Raw genomic sequence first — 19598 nt, 5'->3', positions numbered from 1 at the left:
ACACATCATGAGCACACCCCTGGAGCCGATAGCCCTTCCTGTCACCGCTGTGGCCTGTCTGGAGGATCGCGCCCACGTCGAGCGTGCCGTCGTACTCGACCTGAAGGCAGGGGTGCAGCGGCTGCGTCTCGGGCCGGTCAGCGCGCTGGCCGTCGACCGGTCCCTCCACGCGGAACTGACCGCCGATCACCCGGCGACCGTGCTCGACGTGCGCATCACCCGCAGCTGGACTCCGCGAGGACCGTTGCCGCACGCCGATGACGACTCGGCTCTGCGTCTGCGGGCCCATGCCCTGGCGGGGGAACGACTCGCCGTGGAGCGGCGGCGCGACCGGCTGCACGCCCGCCGGGACCTGCTCGGTGTGCTCGCCGCCGACCTGTTGCGGGAGGTCGCCGAGGGGGCCGGCTCCGGGGAGACCGACAGGTCGCGCTGGGCCGATGAGCTGGACCGGGTCGACGACGAACGCGCGGAGTGCGGGGAGCAGCTGCGCTCCGTGGAAGCCGGGCTGTCCGCACTCCACGACGAACTCCGGCAGATCGAGACCGCGCTTCACGCTTCCGAGGAGGAGCCCGCCGAGCTCGTCGGCCACGTGGAACTGACGGTGGAAGCCGCGGCCGCCGGGCCGGCCGGGCTGCGTCTGAGCCACCTCGTCCCGTGCGCGCTGTGGCGCCCCGCCTACCGGGCCGTGCTCGACGGGGACTCCCTGACGCTGGAGACCGACGCCATGGTCTGGCAGCGCACCGGTGAGGAGTGGCGCGACGTACGGCTGACGCTGTCGACGGCCCGCTCGGCGCTCGCCACGGATCCGCCACATCTGGAGGAGGACCGGCTGACGCTCACGGACCGCACAGCGGCAGAGCGCCGGGCGGTCGACGTCGAGCTGCGCGAGGAGGAGATCCGGAGCCTCGGCCCGGCCCCGGTTCTCGGTCTCCCGGGGGTGGAGGACGGTGGTGAGGCACGGGTCCTGCGGGCCCCGGCGCAGGTCTCCGTCCCGAGTGACGGCCGCGCGCACCGCGTACCGCTCTCCACGTGCACCACGACCGCCCGCACCGAGTACGCCTGCTCGCCCGAACTCTCCCCCCTCGTGACCCGACTCGTGCGGTTCGACGGTCCGGCGGGCCACGCCCTGCTCGCCGGGCCGGTGGACCTGGTCCGCGCCGGCGGGTTCAGCGGGCGCGGCACCGTGGACTTCACCGCCCCGGGCGCCCCCGTCGAGCTCGCCTTCGGCAGCTGCGACGACCAGCGGGTGGTGCGGCACGTCGAGGAGACGCGGGAGACCGGCGGGATCACCCAGCGGACCCTCATCACCCGCACGGTCACGCTCCGCCTGTCCCGGTTCTCCGCTCCCGGAGAGCAGGGCGACCGGATCGTCACCGTTCGGGAGCGCGTCCCGGTCTCCGAGGTCTCGGCGGTGGAGACACGTCTGCGGAAGGACCTCTGCTCCCCCGCCCCTGACGCGGTCGACACCGAAGGCATCGTCCGCTGGGACGTCGCTCTTCCGCCCGACGGCCGACGGACGCTCACCCTGGTCCACGAACTGTCCGCGACGGCCAAGGTCACCGGGCTCTGAGGGGTACCGCTTCCTTCCGGGGACCGATCGCCCTACGCGCCCATGGGCGCCGGCCTCGGCAGTAGTTCACCGTCCACGTACAGGTCGACGTGCTCGTTGTAGAACGCGACCAGGCCGGCGATGCGGTTGACGTGGACCGTCGGGAAGTCGTACGCCCAGGCGATGTCCTGGTGGGCGGCCGCATCGCTGTCGAAGGACCAGTAACCGCTGGTCGTGCCCTTGTACGGGCATCGGGTCACCGTGTCCGAGTGACGCAGCCCCGCCAGGTCGACGTGCACGCGGTCCAGGTAGTAGCGGGTCGGCAGGCCGGTCTCGAACAGCTTGACGCAGTGGGGCGCGTCCGCCAGTACGACGCCGTCGATCTCCACGCGGACACTGCTGGAGGAACGCAGTGCGTCCACCCGGGAGTAGGGGCTCCTCGGGTGGACGAACACCGGCTCGTCCTCCTCGTACCAGGAGTCCAACGCGTCCCAGTCGAATCGGACGGTTCCGTGAAGGGAAGCCGGAGCACCGTCGTCCCACACCCATGCCGCGCCCTCGCGGACCTCGGAGCCGACCCTCAGCGTGTGGCGTCGCGCAGGCCCGGCGCCCCTCTGCTCCACATGGCCGTCGTCGGTCAGTACTCCCTCGGCCACGTCCTCGACCGGGATGCCGAACTGGGGGTAGGCGGGCCACTCCCACACGTACAGCGCACGCCGGGTGTCGAGGACGGACTGACCGCCGAGCGTCGCCCGCACGCGGCGCGGCACGGGCTCGACGTGCCCCACCGGGACGATGAGGCCGGGGTACTGAACGCTTTCGTCCGCCATCGGTGGCCACCTCTGTCCGCTCGTCGTCCGTACGCCCGGCGTCTTCGGGCGGATGCCCTTGCCTCGGATCCTTCACCGTTTCGTCCCGAATGCTACAGAATGCACGACGGGTCACGCATGGATACGGCAACCCGTGGCGCTGCGGCGCCGGATGACAGGCGCTCAGGTGTCCCGGGCCTCGGGCGCCCGTGACCCGTGTGACCGCCGGAGCGACGACCGCGCCGCTGAGGCCTCGATCCTGGCGAACTGGTCACGGAGGCTCGTCATCCACACCTCCAGGTCGACGGACAGGGACGCAGGGGACCAGACGTTCGGGCCCGGCGCGGAGGGCGGACCGGATCTCCGCGGGCCGGCCCCCGTGAACAGGTGGGCGATCCGGTTCGCATCCGCGTCGAGTCCGGTCGCGGCGGCGCGGGCCCAGGTCGCGGCCGGGCCCGAGGGGCCGGAGCTCGGGCGGAGACCGAAGCGGGGCAGCCGGTGCGCGCCCTGGAGGACGTGGTTGGCGACCATGAGCACCGCGTGCCAGTCGGGCTCGGCGCTCCCCGGGGTGGTCCGCGCCTCGGTGCGGTACTGGGCGTAGGCCGCCTCGGCGAGGCGCAGCCGGTGGAGGGTCGGCAGGGTCCCCGGCACGGCCCTCGATCCGGGCACGGGGTTCACCAGCACCTCCGCGGTCGGCGGTACCAGCCCTCCGCAGGCGCGCAGCAGCGCGGCCATCGCGCGGCGGACCTCGCGCCTCGCCCCGGCCGGCCAGGCAAGGAGCCCGCACAGCAGTCCGATGGCGCTGCCGGTGGCGACGTCGATGATCCGCGCCTCCGACAGTCGCCAGGTGGCGGGAGCGATCTGGGCGAACGCGGTGGCGACGACGAGGGTGAACAGCCCTTGCGTGCAGGCGATCCCCAGCATGGGCCCCACGGAGAATCCCACCAGCATCGCCGGGGCGAGAAGTGCGGCGTACACGTCGGTGTGCGGTCCGATCCCCGTCAGGAGCGCCCCTGCCACCAGGGCCCCGACCGCGTTGCCGGCCACCGCTCGGCGTACCGCCTGCCAGGTCTCGCCCACGGTCGTGCGCCCGAGGGTCAGGACGGCCAGCAGCACCCAGAAGCCGTGGTCGAGGTCGAGCGATCCGGCCACCAGCCGGGCGGCCGCCAGGCCGAGTGCGGTCCGCACGGCGTTCTGGAAGAGCACCGACCTGAGGGTCACGTTCCCGAGGGCGCGCCGTGCCCACAGCCGGGGCGTGGAGAGTTCCGCGTACCAGAACAGTTCGGCCGGGGCGGGTGGTTCCCCGGGCCGTCCGTTCGCGGCGATGTCGACGGTGACTTCCACGATCCGCGCCGATTCGGCCAGCGCCAGCACCCGGGACTGCCGTCGGAGCACGGCTTTCGACGGAGTGGGACCGGCCGCTCCGGAGCGGGTCCGGGCGCGTCGTTCCGTCTGGAAGTGCCGCATCGCCCGCTCCAGCTCCCCCGGCGCGGGCGGGCGGCAGCCGGTGCGCAGGGAGTGCGCGCAGGAGTCGCACGTCTCGGCGACCTTGCGGATGAGGGTGGTGGACACCGGGTCGGGGGACACCGGTGACGCCTCGGAGAGGGTTGCCAGCTGATCCAGAAGGCGTCTGACGGAACGGCCGCCCTGTTCCAGCGCACGGTCCGCCCTGCCCGCACCGGCCGGGCGCTCGGACGGCGGGATGTGGGAGAGGCGCATTCTCGATCCGGATTCGCGCAGGTGCTCCGGTGAGACCTCGCCGGCGGCGGCCGCACGGGATGCCGTGCCGAGTGCGTTCGCGAGCCGTTCCCGGTAGGAGGCGACGGACGGGTCGGGCAGCAGGACCTCGCCGGCCGCGAGGAGCAGCATCCCCAGGACCAGCCCCGCGAGGCGCTCCCCCAGCGTCTCCGGTGCGTACGGCGGGAAACAGGCGAGGATGTAGAAGAGCTGCAGACCGGGGGCGGCGCCGGCCGGACGAGGGCCGGCCACGGTGGCGAAGGCCAGCAGGAACCCGACCACGAGCATGCCGCCGGTCGCCGCCCAGGTGTCCACGGCGACCAGGGTCCCCAGCGTCGCGAGGACCAGGGCCGGAGGGAGCGCGCGGAGCGTCACGAAGGCTTGCTGACGTCCGGATCCGGGGATGGCGGAGAGCAGGCCGACGGCGATGGGCGCGAAGAGGGCGTACAGGGCGGCGACCGGCAGATCGGCGGCGTAGCGAAGCGGGTAGAAGCCGGCGCTCGCCGCGAGCGTCACCCGCAGGGATCTGCGCAGGACCGCCGCCCGCCCGGGCCCGGCGCTCATGTCCGCGTCCCCTGGGTGCGGCTCGTGGAGGTGGCCGCCCGGGTACGGGAGGGGCGCCGGTCCTCGTCGACCGGTGGCGGCTCGGCGCCCATGTGCCGCACACCTCTCGCTCGACGGAGGCCACAGGGGTCCGTTCCTGCCGCCTGGCGCCATTGTCGACCGACGCCGTTCCGCCCGCTCGCGGTGGCGGCCGTCGGGCGCCCGGCCCGCGGACCCGGCGTCCCGCTTCGTACGGGCCGGATTCCCGGCCGGCGAGGGTCCCGGATTCCGGCGCACCGGACTCCTTGTCAATATCCAGAATCCTGTTTACTGTTTGATTCGTGAACGACCTGGATGACCGCTTCCTCACCCGTAACGGCCTCGCCGCACGGCAGCTCGCCGCTCTGCTCCTGCACCACGAGCCGGAGACGCGCCTGCCTCGCGTGCGGGACTTCGCCGAACAGCTCGGCTGCGGGAACGGCACCGTCCAGGCCGCCCTCCAACTGCTGGAGCAGTCCGGGGCGATCGCCACGACCGCGCGCGGCCACCTCGGCACGTTCCTCGTCCGCTCCGACCGCACCGTCCTGTGGCGGCTGTCCGGGCTGGGCACCCTGCTCGCGGCCATGCCGCTCCCCTACTCCCGGCGATACGAGGGCCTGGCGACGGGTCTGCGCGGCGCCTTCGAGGAGGCGGGCGCACCGTTCGCCGTCACGTTCATGCGGGGCGCGGGGGCCCGGACGGCGGCGCTGCTGGAGGGCAAGGTGGATCTGGTCGTACTGTCGCGGTTCGCCGCCGACCAGCTGATCGCCGAGCACCCGGTGGAGCTGGTGGCGGACCTCGGCCCGGCCACCTACGTCGGCGCCCACGGCATGCTCGTGCGCCGTGGCACCGACCTGGACGCACCGGGTCTGCGGGTGGCCGTCGACCACACCTCGGAGGATCTGCGGATGCTCGTGGAACGGGTCTTCGCCGGACGGCAGGACATCCGGTGGCGGGAGGCCTCGTACATGCAGTTGCCCGACCTGTTCGCCCGTGACGAGGTGGACGCGACCGTCTGGAATCTCGACGAGGCCCAGGACCGGATCGGACTCGGTGTCGAGGTGCTCCCCCTCGGCGACGAGGTCACCCGCGAGCTGGCCCTGCGCAATTCCAGCGCCGCGGTGATCTGCCGGACCGAGGGGGCGAAGGCCCTGGCCGCGGTCCGCGCCTCGCTCGACCTCTCCCTGGTGACGCGGCTGCAGGGCGAGGTCCTGAGGGGGGAGCGCATCCCGTCCTACTGACCCGCGGGCGGGGTGACGGGAATCTCGCATCTCCGGAGCGTCGCCCGCCCTCAAAATACAGAATCCTGGTTACTGTTGTTTTCTGGAGGATCACCATGGACGACCAGCTCGCACTGCGGCTCCAGCTCTTCCGCGAGGGCGGTCAGGTCCGGCCCGAGGTGGCCGATTTCGTCACCGCCGAACTGGCCGCGCTGGAGTCCGAGGGTCTCACCGTCACCGAGGCGACGGCCGGGATGCTCACCAGCCATCTGATGATGGCACTCGGCCGGCTGGTGGACGGGGAACCGATCGACCAGTACCTCACCGACGACCAGGTGGCCGCGGAGCTGGCCGGGCACCCTGGTGCCGTCGCCCGCGCCCGCGCCGTCTCGGCCCGCGCCGAGAAGGAGCTGGGGTCCGCGCTCCCCGAGTCCGAGGTCAACTTCCTCGGCATGCACCTGGCCGTACTGGCCCAGCAGCCCACTCCCCCACCCGCGTCCTGACCGGCCACGGCCGACGGCGCGGAGTCACCGCCGCGGGGACGGACCCGCCGCGTGGACGAACCGACACAAGGAGAAGAACAGCCATGACGAAGATCCTCACGGGCGGAGTCGGCAAGGTCGAGGTCACCCGGACCGTCGGCGCCCTCGGCATCGACGGACTCGACATCGCCCCGTCCAGCGACATGGACGCCGCGATGAAGCTCCGGGTGGGCCAGGCCGACTACTACCTGGGCACCTGCCACACCGGCGCCGGCGCCTCCCTGGGTGTGCTCGTCGGCCTGATGGGAAGCGCCGCCTGCCACACCTTCGGGCGCGGTGTGCCCACGGAGGAGGAGGTCACCGCCCTGCTCGCCGACGGCAAGAAGGTCTTCGGGTTCTCGATGGACCAGATCGACACCATCGCCCCTCTCATGGCGCGCGCCATCGCCGCCCGCGGCTGACCACAGCCTCTTCGCATCATCCCGGGCACGAAGGAGTGACTCGTGAGCACCACACTCGCCGCCGGAACCAGCCTTGATTTCACGCTGGCCCAGCAGCTGACCGTCATAGCCCTCTGCGCGCTGACGGCCTACATCTCGCACATGGCCCTGGCCGTCTTCAACGACGGGGTACGTCCCTTCCTGCTGGACTTCATCCAGGGGCGCACCACCCGCAGCGCGACGACGGCCGTCTCCTTCGGTCTCTCCGCGGGCTTCATCTTCGGGCTCGGTGCCCCGATGGCCCTGTCCACCGGGGTGCTGAACCCCTGGCTGGTCTTCCTGCCCACGGACATCCTCGGGATGCTGGCGCCCAGGAAGTGGCTCGCCCCGATCCTCGGCGCGGCCTGGGGCGCCGTGGTCGTCTTCGGTCTGAACGGCGCGAACAACGTCGCCCACGACCTCCCGGTCGACTTCCTGACCGCGATGCAGCAGATGTCGACGCCGATCCTGTTCCTCTTCACGCTGTTTCCGGTGCTGGCCATCACGAAGCAGTTCGGCCGCGGGTGGGGCGGCATCGCGGGTGTCCTCGAACTGGTCCTCGTCGTCATGACGATGAAGCTGTGGCCCGACATGTTCGCGGGAGCACTGGCCATGGCGGTCGGTGTGCTGATGCTGATCGGGCTGGCCGTCTCCAAGGACGTCAGGCAGCGCCGGGCCGACCGTGCGGCGGGGGTCACCGACGACGTCCTGCCGGACGACGACCCGATGGCGTCCCTCTTCAGTGCCAGTGCCGCCCGCCTCCGCAGGTACCTCCCCCTGTTCATGGTGCTCGGCGCCGGGGTCTGTGTGCTCGCCCAGATGCACATATTCGGCGGCGGCGAGGCGACGAGCTTCCTGATCGCCAAGGGGCAGTACTCCGAGGCCGCCCAGGTCGACTTCTACCGGGTGTTCGGCTTCATCCCGCTGATCGCGACGACCGCGCTGGCCTCCGGCGCCTACGGGATCGCCGGATTCACGCTGGTGTACCCCATCGGCTACCTGATGCCGAACCCGTTCGTGGCTGCGGTGGTCGGTGCCCTCGTGTTCGCCGTGGAGGTGCTGGCCCTCTCCTGGATCGGCAAGCTGCTCGGCAAGCTGCCCAGCGTCCGGGACTCCTCCGAGCATTTGCGCAGCGCCATCGGGGACACCCTCCAGCTGGCGATCCTCTTCGGGTCGTTGATGGCCGCCAACGCCATGGGGGGCGGCCTCGGGATCCTCGTCGTCGGCGGTCTCTACCTGCTGAACGAGGCCATGGGCCGGCCGGTCGTGAGGATGGCCGCCGCCCCGGCGGCCGTGATCGTCGGCGGAATCCTGCTGAACATCCTGTACTGGCTCGACCTGTTCACCCCGATCAAGGGCTGACGCCTCAACCGATCGGACCGGGCCGTACGCGAAAGAAAGACCCCACCATGAACCGCCCCGCACCACGCACCCTGCGCACCGTCACCGGGGAGCTGCCCGCCGGCTCCGTACACGGTCCCGTCCTGGCCCACGAGCACCTCGCCCTCGACCTGGACCGCCGGGGCGACGGTGCGGCCGTCCTCCACCCGGAGGTCCACGCCGCAGCCGTGACAGCCGAGCTGGCCACGCTGCGGGAGGAGTCCGGGCTCGCCCTCGTCGTCGAGCTGACCTGCCGGGGCATGGGACGCGACGCCGACACCCTGGCGAGGATCTCCCGGGAGTCCGGGGTCGCCGTCGTCGCGGCGACCGGCTGGTACTACGAGCCGTTCCACACGCCGGAGATCGACGCGGGAGATGTGGAACAGCTGACCGGGGTCCTCGTCCACGAGATCGAGGACGGCGTCGACGGGACCGGTATCCGGCCCGGTGTCCTCGGTGAGATCGGCAGTCACGGCGACGTCCCGACCGCTTCCGAGGCCAAGGTGCTCCGGGCCGGTGCGCGTGCCGCGCTGGCCACAGGCCTCTCCGTCGCCACCCACGCACAGCTGGGCCGGGGCGGCCTCGCCCAGCTGGACCTGCTCACCGGTGAGGGGCTGCCCGCCCATCGCGTGGGCATCGGCCACCAGGACCTGCTCGACGACCCGGGCGTCCACCGGGAACTCGCGGCCCGAGGGGCGTACGTCGCCTTCGACACCGTGGGCAAGTCGTCCTACCAGGACGACCGGACCCGGCTGAGGCTGCTGCTCGCCCTCGTGGAGGCCGGCCACGCCGACCGCGCCCTGCTCAGCTGCGACATCTCCCGCCACGGCTACCTCCTGGACGAAGGGGGCCAGGGCTACGGGCACCTCTTCCGGAGCTTCCTGCCACGCCTCCGGGCGGAGGGCGCCGATGACGACCTGGTCGACCTGCTGACCCGCCGCAATCCGCTGCGCTTCCTGACCGGCGCGAGCGAGGAGGACCACTGACATGAACCCCGTACTTCCCCCCACCTTCCCGCTGGCGACGGTCGGCCTGGACGACGCCGTCGCGAAGCAGTTCCGGCTGCTGGAGGCCACAGCCGCCCACTTCGAGGGGGACCAGCTCTTCTCGGCCGACGCCGGCGTCGTCCCGGGCCTCGGCCGTCCCCGCACCACCGCCCGCGTCGAGGCCGTACTCGCCGACTACTTCGGAGCCGAGGACGCCGCCTTCGTCCAGGGCGCGGGAACCGGCGCGATCCGGGCCGCCCTGAACGCCGCCGTCCGGGCGGGCGACCCGCTGCTCATCCACCGGGCCCCGGTCTACCGCACGACCGAGGTCACCCTGCGGGGCCTCGGGGTGCGGACCGTCCAAGCCGACTTCAACGACCCCTCCGAACTGCGCGAAGCACTGGCGTCGGGGCAGTTCAGGTGGGCGTACGTCCAGCACACCAGACAACGGCTCGCCGACTCCTACGATCCGGCCGAGGTCCTCGCGGCCTGCCGCGCCGCCGGGGTCCGCACCCTCGTCGACGACAACTACGCCGTCATGCGCACCCCGGCCGCCGGGGTGGAACTGGGCGCCGACGCCTCGTGCTTCTCCCTCTTCAAGCTGCACGGACCCGAGGGCGTCGGACTCGTCGTCGGCGCCCGCGACCTCGTGACGCACATCCGCCGGGACAACTACTCCGGTGGTGGGCAGGTGCAGGGCCACCAGGCACTCGACGCCCTCCGCGCGCTCACCCACGTCCCCGTCATGTGGTCCGTGCAGTCCCGGGTGGGCGCCGAGGTCGCGGAGCGCCTCACGGCCGGGGAGGTGGACGGTGTGGCGGAGGTGCGCATCGCCAACGCCCAGGACCGCTGTCTGCTGGTCCGTCTGGACCGGCCCGTCGCCCGGGACCTGCCCTCCGCCGCAGCGCGCCTCGGAGCCGCCCCGTACCCGGTCGGTTCGAACTCCCGCTACGAGATCGCCCCGCTCTTCTACCGCATGTCCAGCTCGGCGCTGGACGACTCCCCCGAGCTCGCCGACTGGACCGTCCGCATCAACCCGATGCGTGCAGGGGCCGACCTCGTCGTCGACATCCTGCGCGGCTCGCTCGCCGCCCTGGACGACCCTAAGGACGACTGACCGTGTTTCTCGACACCCTGCTCACCCTCAATCCCGGGCTCGTCGACGCCGCGGCCGCCCTGCACCGGGATGGCGAGATCCCGCCCGACACCTACGTCATGGACCTGGACGCGGTCGAGGCCAACGCCGCGCTGCTGGCGGCCGAGGCCGGGCGGCTCGGCATCAGCCTCTGGTTCGTCGTCAAGCAACTGGGCCGCAACCCCGAGCTGATCCGGGCCATCGCCCGGCACATCCCCCGTTCCGCCGCCATCGACCCGGCCGAGGCCCGCACCCTGCACGCCGCCGGAGCACTGCCCGGCAACGTCGGCCACCTCGTCCAGATCCCGCGGCGCACCCTGCCCGAGGTCCTGGCCCGCCGCCCGGAGACCGTCACCGTCTTCGACCTGGCCAACGCCCGCGCCGTCTCCGACGCCGCGCGTGAGCTGGGCGTCGTCCAGGACATCCTGATCCGGCTGGAAGGTGCCGGCGGTTCCGTCTATCCGGGCCAGGAGGGCGGCGTACCGCTCGACCGGCTGGACGTCTTCGCCGAGGCGGCGGAAGCGCTGGACGGCATCCGGATCGGAGGCGTCACGGCCTTCCCCTGCGTCCTGTGCGACCCGGCGACAGGCGCACCGGCAGCCACCCCCAACTTCTCTCTCGCTCTCAAGGCACGCGAGCTCCTCGTCTCGCGCGGGCACCACGGCCTCCGGCTCAGTGCGCCGAGCGCCACCTCGATGGCCTCACTCCCCCTGCTCGCCGAACTCGGCGCCACCCACGGCGAGCCGGGCCACGCCCTCACCGGAACCACCCCGCTGCACGCCGTCGATCCGACGCAGCCCGAGAAGCCCGCGTACGTGTACGTCAGCGAGGTCGCCCACACCCTCGACGACGGACGTCCGGCGGTGTACGGCGGCGGGTTCTACGCCCGGTCCCACATCCGCGGCGCTCTCCTGCCCCGTACCGGTACACGTCTGGGCGTGCAGGACGCGCCCGCCGAGAACATCGACTACTACCGGCTGCTCGAGGCGCCCGCCCGGGGTACGGACGTGGCGATCGGCGACACCGCGCTGTTCGCCTTCCGCACCCAGATCTTCGTCACCCGTTCGACCGTCGCCGTCGTCTCCGGACTCGCCTCCGGCTCCCCCCGGCTGAACGGCCTGTACGACGCCCAGGGCCGCGCCCTGTAAGGAACTCAAGGAGCACCTCATGGCCAAGACCGTCATCGTCGTCATCGACGGATTCGGAGTCGGCGCCATGCCCGACGCGGGCGCCCTGCGTCCCGGCGACCTCTCCGCCGACACCTGCGGGCATGTCCTCGACCACGCGCGCACCGCGTTCGGCCGGCCCCTGCGGCTGCCGGTTCTCGGGGCTCTGGGACTCGGGCTCGTCCATCCGCATCCGGATCTGGCGCGCCGCACGCATCTGCCCGTGGCCGCGGGAAGGGCCGCCCTCGGCTATCCGGGCGCGGACACCTTCGCCGGCCACCAGACCATGATGGGCGCGGACTTCAGCCGGGTGACGGTGGCCAGGCTCGCCGACCACCTCGACGAGGTGACCGAGGCCCTGGAGGCCGCGGGCCACCGGGCCGAACCGGTCGACGGAAAGCCCCTGCTCGTCGTCGACGGGGCGGTCCTCGTCCACGACAACCTGGAGGCCGACCCCGGGATCAACTGGAACGCGTCGGGCCGCCTCGACGACCTCCCCTTCGACGGTCCCGGCGGGATCCTCTCCATCGCCCGGACCGTGCGAACCGTCGCTCCCGTCGCGCGGGTCATCGCCGTCGGCGGCCACGCGGACGGGCCGCTCGCCACCTTCGTCCGCGCGGGAGACGGGGGGACGACGGGGCTCGACACCCCGGCCAGCGGGTTCTACCGCAACGGCGGGCTCCAGGTGCAGCACCTGGGCGCCCCGCTCGACCACACCCGTCAGCTTCCCGAGCTGGCGGCCCGTGCCGGCATCCCGGTCACCCTGGTGGGCAAGGCCGCCGACATCCTGGTGTGCGACACAGCCGAACGTCATCCGGCCGTGGCCACCGCCGACGTCCTGTCGCACACCCTGGAGGCCGTGCGCACCGCCGGGGACGCCCTCGTCGTCGCGAACGTGCAGGAGACGGATCTGGCGGGGCACGAACAGGACACCGAACGGTACGGGCGCCTGCTGGAGCAGGTGGACGCCGGCCTCGCCGGGCTCGTCGCGCTGCTCGCGGACCCCGGCGACCGGCTGATCGTCACCGGCGACCACGGCAACGACCCCACGATCGGCCACGCGCACCACACCCGGGAGTACGTGCCGGTCCTGATCCACCGGCCCGGCGCGGACGGGGTGGAGCTGCTGCCGGACGCGCACAGCCTGGCGGACGTGGGCGCCACCGCCGCGGCGTCGCTGGCCCTGGATCCCGAGGCGCTGGCCGGCGGCACGCCGCTCCACGCGGGCCGCCGTGCGGCGTGAGGAGGCCTGGCGGCACGCGGGTGTGACCGCGGTACGCGGCAAGGGGGCAGAATCAGTCGTGATCGGAGAGCCCGGGGGCGTGCTGCTGCCACTGCCCCAACTCCCCCCATCGCTGCCGGACCTGGCCGTGTCCACCCCAGCGGTCGGTCAACTGGTGACGGTCCTCGCCTTGCCCCGGCCGAACGAGAGCCGGTGACTGCCGGCGTCACCGTCCGCCCGTTCGATCCAAGATCATCCCGTTGCCCCTTCGGCGCGCGTACGGAGGTGGTCCGGGCAGGAGCTCCTGCCCGGACCACCTCCGGCTCGGGACACAGGCCGGCTCCGCAGCTGCAGCTGGAGGGGAGGCGCCTGTCACCCGCGTGAGCGCGTGGCGGACGAAGGTGCGGTTTCAGCGGATCTCGGTGACCCTCTGCTCCTTCAGAGCCGCGCAGTTGGAGTTCTCCACCGAGACGTACACGTTGCTGATGTGGCCGCCCCAGCTCACGCAGTAGCCCTTGCCGTAGACGTAGCCGGGACCCGCGTACGACGTGAAGTTCCCGTCGTCACCGGCCCACTCGTCGGTGGCCGGCACGTAGATGTACGCCGACATGGGCTTCGCCGACCCGGGGTTGGCACGGATGGTCGCGACGCAGTTCTTGCCGTTGGCGGAGTTGTACGTCAGGTAGACGGTGCCGAGCGAGCCGACCGGCACGGAGTTCACGGTCTTGTAGGCCTTGCCGCAGACGCCCTGCGGTGTGACGTTCGGTGCGGCGGAGGCCGTCGTGCTGAATGCGGCCGTGCCGGCCACCGCGAGTGCGGTGAACGCGCCGAGGGCCGCGACATTACGCGCGATTCTCATATTTCCCCCTTGTGTCCCTGAGAGCTGTTTGCTCCTGCTTGATGTGACCCTCGAAAGGGCGGGATGGTTGCACGGGAGTTACGCAGAGGTGCCGAACGATCACACAGGCACGTGACGACCGGACGGTTCGCCCGGCTCCAGGATTTGATCGAGGCGGCCCGTCGTTCGACCGCCACCCTGCACGCCGGCGCACCTGAGCAGGCACGACCGTGATGTTCGGCTTACCTGCCGTGCCGTTCGGTGGGGACCGCTCCCCAGGAGCAGCGACGGGCCGCCCCGGCGGCAACAGAACGCCCCGGCCGATGCCGCGGCCGGCCACGGGGGTGCCGGCAGCACGCCGGGCATACCGGCACCGTCACATGCCAGGCGAGCTCGAACCGGCTCCGGAAGACGCCGTAATCCCCCGGCGTCTCCACGCAGGCGGCATGGCGGGCGAGGAGATCGGACAGGTCGATCCCGAGTTGCTCCGCCAGCACGTCGGCACCGGTCCTGAAAGCCCGAGAGGGATCATCTACCTCTCGGCAGTGCGCGGTGGCGCCGCGTAGACCGACGACTACGTACTCCACGCGCCCACCCGAACCGAGCCCTCATTTCTCGTGGATCCGCCGGTGCCGGGCATCCTCGACCTGCCCACAGAGCCCGCAGCGTACGTCGTCCCGGGTTGCGTCCATGACAGGCATCGTGCGACTTCGCCGCACGCGCGCCGCATGCGCTTCCTCGGGGCGGACGGACGACGACTTCACGGATGGCGACCGAGAGTTCGCACGCATCATCGGATCACTTTGCGGAACCTTTACCCGTACCTGCCCGTTGGCAGGGTGAGCGCACGGGCTCGTGACCGAAAATTCAGACGAAGACCGAGGTGACCTCCATGGCAGTGTGGGACCGGCTCAAGGATCAGGCCAGGACTCTGCAGCAGTCTCAGGGCGGGCGCGGGCCGACCGCCGGCAGGAGCGGCGGGCAGGGTTCCGGAGGTGGTTCGCGCGCGCAGCTGGTCAGCGCGCTGAAATCACAGCTCACCTCCCTCAAGACGGAGCTGAAGAGCGGCGCCTACCGGGACGCGAGCATGGCGATGTGCGCGCTGGTCGCCGCCGCGGACGGGCATGTGGACCCTGCCGAGCGCCAGCACGTGGAGTCGATGATCCTCGGTAACGACGTCCTGCAGAACTTCCCGCCGGAGCAACTGCGCCAGCGGTTCAACAAGCACGTGGACCAGCTGAGCCTGAACTTCCAGCAGGGCAAGGCGGACGCACTGCAGGAGATCGTCAAGACGGCCAAGAAGCCGACGGAGGCGAGGGCCGTGCTCCAGACCGGCATCGTCGTCGCCGGCGCCGACGGCACCTTCTCCCAGGCCGAGCACATGATCCTCCGGGAGGCCTGCACGGCACTGGGGCTGTCCCCCGCGGAATTCCAGCTCTGATCCGAACGGAAGGCCGGCCGCCCCTGGTGGGGCGGCCGGCCCGGTCTCACGTGTGCGAGGAAGTTGCCCCAGGCGGCGCAGTCCTGCGGTCCGCGGGAAGGGCGCAGGCGGGCGTACCGCCCGGCATCCGTTGCCTGTTGTTCGCGATGAGCCGGTACACCCCGTGTGCGATCCATCGGAGGGGTGGCACGGTGAGCAGCGCTCCGGGGACGGCCCAGCCTCTTCCCGCGCTCAGCAACAGCTTGGCGACGGCCTGGGCACCACCGTGGGCCACTCCGGCCGGGGTGACCCACAACAGCTCGTACTCCGCCCGCTCGCTGGTGATACCGAGGGAGTCGAGGTCCGCGAACTGCCACGGCGTGATCTCGCAGCGCGGCCCGACATGGCGTTCGACGAACAGGACGGAGGAGGTGCAGAAGGCGCAGTCCCCGTCGTAAATGAGTACAGGTAGCGTCCGCATACCCTCATCATGCCGCACAGGGCACATCGCGCGATCACCCCCTCAGGGTGAGGACACCGGTCGCGGTGCCGGGGCCCGCAGATCTGTTCGGACGGGTGAAGGGGTGGTGAGGGTGAGCACCGTACAACCGCCTGCCGGGATCCGACTTCCTGAGGGGAACTGGTGGGACTGGGACGTGGTCGCCTGGGACCCCGGGCAGCTGCGGCTCGCCGCTGGCCATGACCTGTCCTACTCCCACGGCCTGGAGCTGGTGTTCGACGATCCGCTTTTCGTGAGCTGCCCGTCGAGCTTCTACGATCCGACGTTCCGTGCCCCGTCGACCGACGAACTGCGGAGGGTTTCCCGTCAGCTGGGTGAGGAACCACCTGTCGTGGTCGCTTTCGAGGCCGACGCCGGCGGGCAGGAGAACATCTCGTGTCTCATCGCCGCTGAGCGGCTCGAGATCGTCCGGGAAACGGTCTTGAGGTATTGGCGTGAGGACGCTGCACCTGGCCTGCGCTTCGCTCCCCGGGTGCGGCCACCGGGCCGGTGACGAACGCCCTCGGTCCGGACCTGCCGACTTGGTGACGGTCCATGCGCCTGTGCCGGGCTGACGGGTGCGGATGGTTGGGCGGTTGGGCGGTTGGGGACGCCAGGCGCTACAGAGCGGCCCCCGGGGGCATCAGGCGGTGGGCCCGGGGGCGGAGGCCCGCCTCGTGGTGTCCCGCCGGGTGAGGGCCTCGGCGACCTCTCTCGTGGCGGTGCGAAGCAGGTCGCCGTAGGGGCCTTCGGGAAGACTGGGTGCGTGCGCCTCGGCTGCGCGGATGTGCTCGGCGGCAGCGTCGAAGGACCCCAGCCGTCGGTAGTTGTCGGCGATGTTGAGGTGCAGCGAGGAGTAGAACCCGGCGATGTGCAGACCGGCGTGATGGTCCTGCACACGCTGGTCGGTCAGGGCGTCGGCCGCGTCGAGGGCGCGGACGTCCCAGGCCAGTGCCTGGGCGGGGTCCTCGTGGAGATCTGCCATGTGGTGCGCCAGGGTGCAGCGGTGGAGCGGATCCCCCGTGACACCGATGGAGGACCAGAGGTCCAGAAGGTCCGTGCGCGCGGACGTGACGTCCCCGGCACGGCCCGCGGTGAGGGCTCGGCCGATGGCTTCCATGGTCGGGTCGGGGCTGGTGCCGGCGGGAGTGGCGGTCATACGGAATGCTCCTTCTGGTCCGTGGTCAGGTGGAGTGATCGGGCTTGACAGGCATGGCGAGAGTGGTGAGATCGCCCCGGTCCGCGGAGCGGATCGTGACGGGCTGTGCGTCTCCCCTCAGGTCGAGCATCACGTCAGGGCCGATGGCGGTGCTCACGGCGGGATAGAGGGTGGTCAGCTCGAACCAGATCCGGAGGGCCTGCCCCCTTCCGGTGGCCGGGAGCCGATGTTCGACGTCGCCGTCGCATGTGGGCAGGAGGCTGAGCGAGCAGTCGGTGACGTGCAGACCGATCGGGTCACCGGGATGTTCCTCAAGGGCCCGCAGGAGCAGGTCCTTGGACACCGTCGCACGCGTGGTGACCTCGCCGAGCGCTGCGAGCATCTGCCGGTGGTCGGGGAACTCCTCCTCGATCAGCAACCGGCAGTACTGGTCCTCGAGGTGTGCCACGCGTAGCCGGATCCCGTGCGGCATCGCCTCCATCCGTACGGTGGCGCCCCGGCGGATCGCCGCCGCCGCGGTCCGAAGCTCGTCGCCGTCGACCGTTCCCGCCCATGTCCGCAGGGGTGGTTCGGCCGGCACCAGGGTGCGCGTCGAGAGTCGGTAGCGGTCCGTCGCGGTCAGACTGACCGCTTCCCGGGTCACCTCGACGTGCACACCCGCGAGCACTGGCATACCGCGCTCCCGTACGGTCGCGGTCAGGACCTGTTCCACCGCGTCGGCCAGCACCGGGCCCTTCAGCACCGCGATGGGCAGAGCGGGCACACCGGCGAGCGAGGCCTTGACCACGGCAGCTGCGCGTCGTGCCACGGCCGCCTCCCGGAGGACCCCTGCGACATGCTCGTCGACCAGCCTGGACGCCTCGTCGGATCCGGCAGCGAGAACCGCTTCGACGCCCGGGAGCGGCATGGCCATCTCACGCAGCCGGCGAAGCGCGGTCGCCGGTGCCACCTGGGCGGCGCTGTAGTAGCGGTACCCCGTGACCGGATCGATCGCGGCGGGTACGAGCAGCGCGGAGTCCGCGTAGAACCGCAGCGCGCTGGGGGTCAATCCGCTCCGTCGGGCGAAGACGCCGATCGGCATCAGTTCAGAATCTGGCACCCCGGCATCATCGAGCCTCAACCAACTCGAAGGTCAACTTCGGCCACCCGAAGTGCAACGCATCCGTACCCGGATCGGGGACGCGAGGAAGGGCTACGTGTGCTCCGTGCTCCGCGAACCGTGGTCCGCAGTCCGTGGTCCGCAGTCCGTGGTCAAGAAGCTTCACCAGGCGTAGACGGGGCGGATACGGGGGCGACTTCCTGAGACTTCCGGCGACACCACCGCCCGCACCCTGCCGCCGCCGCAGGGCCGTTCACGGTTGCCCTTGGGGCAAAACTTAGCTTAGGGTTACCTAACTTTTACTGAGGCATGGGCCGCCGACGGTCATCGCGCGCTGGAAGAACATCACCACGCACGCGTTCCCGACCGTTGATTCCGAGCGCCTCGGGCAGCCGACCGACAGTGGACAGAAGGGCGCGGTCCGACCCCCGCCCGATACCGCGTGCGCCTCGACGGAGGCGCGCGTCCAGGGAGATCACACACATGGCCACGCTCAATCGCCGTGTCCGCCGCGCAGCCGCGACTGCCGTGGCGCTCGCCTTCGGCAGCGCTCTCGCACTGACCGGGGCCGGGACCGCCACAGCCGGCACCAGCAGCGGCGTCGGCACTCCGGACGGCTCGCATGTCACGTCCCGGCCCCTCGCACAGGGCTTGTACCAGTCCGCGTACTCCGAGCGCAACGACGTACTCTGGGCCACCGCCTCCGTGGGGCAGCCCCCCGCCCCCGTCACGGGATCGCAGTTGCTGCGGATCGACCCCGACACCCTGGAGGTGGAAGCGGCCTACACGCCTCCCGCCCACGGCACGTTCGAAGCTGTCTACGGCATCGACGTGGACGACGAGCACAACACCGTCTGGGTCACCAACACCCGGAGCAACTCGGTCGCCGTCTACAGCCAGAGGACCGGCAGACACATCGCCACCCGCCCGGACGTGAACCACTCCCGCGAGGTCGTGGTGGACGAGAAGCGCGACATCGTGTGGGCCAGTTCGTTCGGTGACGGCGCCCTCGTGGCCTTCGACAGCCGTACCTTCAAGGAGATCAGGCGTGTCACCGTCGAGGGGAGCGGGCCGACGGGACTTGCGGTGAACGAACGGACCGGGACGGTCTACGCCGCCGACCACACCAACAGCCGGATCATCGAGGTCGCTCCTGGTTCCAGGACGCCGCGCCTCGTCCCCACGGGCGGCGGACCGCTCTCGCTCGCGCTCTCCGCCGACGGGCGCACCGCCTACACCGCCGACCAGACCTCGGGAACCCTCTCGGTCGTCGATCTGCGGAAGGGCAGCGTCGCTCGGTCCGTGGCGACGGGTGAGGGCGCGAAGTCCGTTGCTGTAGAGCCGTGTTCGGGCCGGGTGCTGGTCGTCAACCGGCTGGCCGGCAGCGTGTCGGTGGTCGATCCCCGTGCGGGAAGGGTCGTGGAGACCGTGGCCACCGGAGCACTGCCCAACCACGTCAAGGCGACCGGTGACGGCACCGCCTTCGTCCTCGACAAGTCCGGCTCCGGTCCTGCGGGAGAGGACGGGCTGACGCGGATACGCCTGAGCCCTGAGGCTCCTCTCCGTCACGAACCGGCCGGACGGCGTCCCGGCTGCTGATCCGAGCCGTTCGCCACCGGCACGGCGACCAGGGCCGCCGCAGGAAGGCGGAGAAGCGCGCAGGGGGCGGCCGCAAGTGCACCCGGGGGCCCGTACGTCCCGGCGACACGGCCCGGTAGGGCGGCCGGTCGAGGGGCGCCCGCCCTACCCTGGAGGGGTCAGGTCGCCGACAGCCGCGCGCACCCGACCGCCCGCGCCGTCCGGGGCGATCAGCGGGCGGCTGCGCGGCAGGCACCT

The 19598-nt window shown here is 71.5% G+C and carries 18 protein-coding genes; 12 read left to right on the top strand and 6 right to left on the bottom strand.

Annotated features, from left to right (window positions below):
* Window positions 1-7 precede the first annotated feature (7 nt).
* Window positions 8-1570 (top strand): mucoidy inhibitor MuiA family protein, encoded by a 1563-nt coding sequence (locus OG488_RS37535; protein ID WP_329237857.1) that lies wholly within the window; start codon window positions 8-10, stop codon window positions 1568-1570.
* A 32-nt stretch (window positions 1571-1602) separates the two neighbouring features.
* On the opposite strand, the gene OG488_RS37530 is transcribed toward OG488_RS37535, so the two are convergent.
* Together OG488_RS37530 and OG488_RS37525 are read right to left on the bottom strand one after the other, a co-directional pair.
* Window positions 1603-2379 carry a DUF427 domain-containing protein gene (locus tag OG488_RS37530; protein WP_329237853.1) on the bottom strand — a complete coding sequence of 259 codons (777 nt, stop codon included), beginning with the start codon at window positions 2377-2379 and terminating at the stop codon, window positions 1603-1605.
* Between the two features lie 162 nt (window positions 2380-2541).
* Entirely contained in the window at window positions 2542-4659 is a 2118-nt protein-coding gene (locus tag OG488_RS37525; protein ID WP_329237850.1) for an FUSC family protein, read from the bottom strand.
* A 320-nt stretch (window positions 4660-4979) separates the two neighbouring features.
* Here OG488_RS37525 and yhfZ point away from each other — a divergent pair, with 320 nt between their 5' ends.
* From yhfZ to OG488_RS37485, 8 genes are all read left to right on the top strand, one after another.
* The gene (yhfZ, locus tag OG488_RS37520) at window positions 4980-5918 is read left to right on the top strand and encodes a GntR family transcriptional regulator YhfZ (RefSeq protein WP_329237848.1); all 939 of its coding nucleotides are present in this window, start codon (window positions 4980-4982) and stop codon (window positions 5916-5918) included.
* A gap of 95 nt (window positions 5919-6013) precedes the next feature.
* A complete protein-coding gene (locus OG488_RS37515) occupies window positions 6014-6400 on the top strand; it encodes a transcriptional antiterminator (RefSeq protein WP_329237846.1) in 387 nt (128 codons plus the stop codon).
* Between the two features lie 83 nt (window positions 6401-6483).
* Window positions 6484-6840, top strand: a complete 357-nt coding sequence (locus OG488_RS37510) for a DUF2620 domain-containing protein (protein ID WP_329237843.1) — start codon at window positions 6484-6486, stop codon at window positions 6838-6840.
* 42 nt (window positions 6841-6882) lie between these two features.
* Window positions 6883-8220: a YhfT family protein gene (locus OG488_RS37505; protein WP_329237840.1), complete on the top strand. Its 1338-nt coding sequence runs from the start codon at window positions 6883-6885 to the stop codon at window positions 8218-8220.
* Window positions 8221-8267: 47 nt separating this feature from the next.
* Entirely contained in the window at window positions 8268-9224 is a 957-nt protein-coding gene (locus tag OG488_RS37500) for a phosphotriesterase family protein (protein WP_329237837.1), read from the top strand.
* Between the two features lies 1 nt (window position 9225).
* On the top strand, window positions 9226-10341 hold the full coding sequence (locus tag OG488_RS37495) for an aminotransferase class V-fold PLP-dependent enzyme (RefSeq protein WP_329237834.1): 1116 nt from the start codon (window positions 9226-9228) through the stop codon (window positions 10339-10341).
* A gap of 2 nt (window positions 10342-10343) precedes the next feature.
* Complete coding sequence (locus OG488_RS37490; protein WP_329237831.1) at window positions 10344-11507, top strand: alanine racemase; 1164 nt, start codon at window positions 10344-10346, stop codon at window positions 11505-11507.
* Window positions 11508-11526: 19 nt separating this feature from the next.
* Window positions 11527-12768: a phosphopentomutase gene (locus OG488_RS37485; RefSeq protein ID WP_329237828.1), complete on the top strand. Its 1242-nt coding sequence runs from the start codon at window positions 11527-11529 to the stop codon at window positions 12766-12768.
* 388 nt (window positions 12769-13156) lie between these two features.
* Here OG488_RS37485 and OG488_RS37480 read toward each other — a convergent pair whose 3' ends face one another.
* A complete protein-coding gene (locus tag OG488_RS37480) occupies window positions 13157-13606 on the bottom strand; it encodes a spore-associated protein (RefSeq protein ID WP_329237826.1) in 450 nt (149 codons plus the stop codon).
* 871 nt (window positions 13607-14477) lie between these two features.
* On the opposite strand from OG488_RS37480, the gene OG488_RS37475 reads away from it, so the two are divergent.
* Complete coding sequence (locus OG488_RS37475; RefSeq protein WP_329237823.1) at window positions 14478-15026, top strand: tellurite resistance TerB family protein; 549 nt, start codon at window positions 14478-14480, stop codon at window positions 15024-15026.
* A gap of 46 nt (window positions 15027-15072) precedes the next feature.
* Here the strand turns inward: OG488_RS37475 and OG488_RS37470 are convergent, their stop codons facing one another.
* A complete protein-coding gene (locus OG488_RS37470) occupies window positions 15073-15486 on the bottom strand; it encodes a thiol-disulfide oxidoreductase DCC family protein (protein ID WP_329237821.1) in 414 nt (137 codons plus the stop codon).
* A gap of 112 nt (window positions 15487-15598) precedes the next feature.
* Between OG488_RS37470 and OG488_RS37465 the strand changes: the two genes are divergently transcribed.
* Window positions 15599-16018, top strand: coding sequence for a hypothetical protein (locus tag OG488_RS37465; RefSeq protein ID WP_329237818.1), 420 nt, complete (start codon window positions 15599-15601; stop codon window positions 16016-16018).
* Window positions 16019-16147: 129 nt separating this feature from the next.
* On the opposite strand, the gene OG488_RS37460 is transcribed toward OG488_RS37465, so the two are convergent.
* Complete coding sequence (locus OG488_RS37460; protein WP_329237815.1) at window positions 16148-16663, bottom strand: hypothetical protein; 516 nt, start codon at window positions 16661-16663, stop codon at window positions 16148-16150.
* 25 nt (window positions 16664-16688) lie between these two features.
* A complete protein-coding gene (locus tag OG488_RS37455) occupies window positions 16689-17762 on the bottom strand; it encodes a DNA polymerase III subunit beta family protein (protein ID WP_329237813.1) in 1074 nt (357 codons plus the stop codon).
* 483 nt (window positions 17763-18245) lie between these two features.
* On the opposite strand from OG488_RS37455, the gene OG488_RS37450 reads away from it, so the two are divergent.
* Entirely contained in the window at window positions 18246-19361 is a 1116-nt protein-coding gene (locus tag OG488_RS37450; protein ID WP_329237810.1) for a YncE family protein, read from the top strand.
* The last annotated feature ends 237 nt before the right edge of the window (window positions 19362-19598 follow it).

It is taken from the genome of Streptomyces sp. NBC_01460 (assembly GCF_036227405.1).
Lineage (GTDB): Bacteria > Actinomycetota > Actinomycetes > Streptomycetales > Streptomycetaceae > Streptomyces.
Note: the sequence above shows the minus strand (reverse complement) of the source record. Positions and strands in the feature narration are given on the sequence as shown.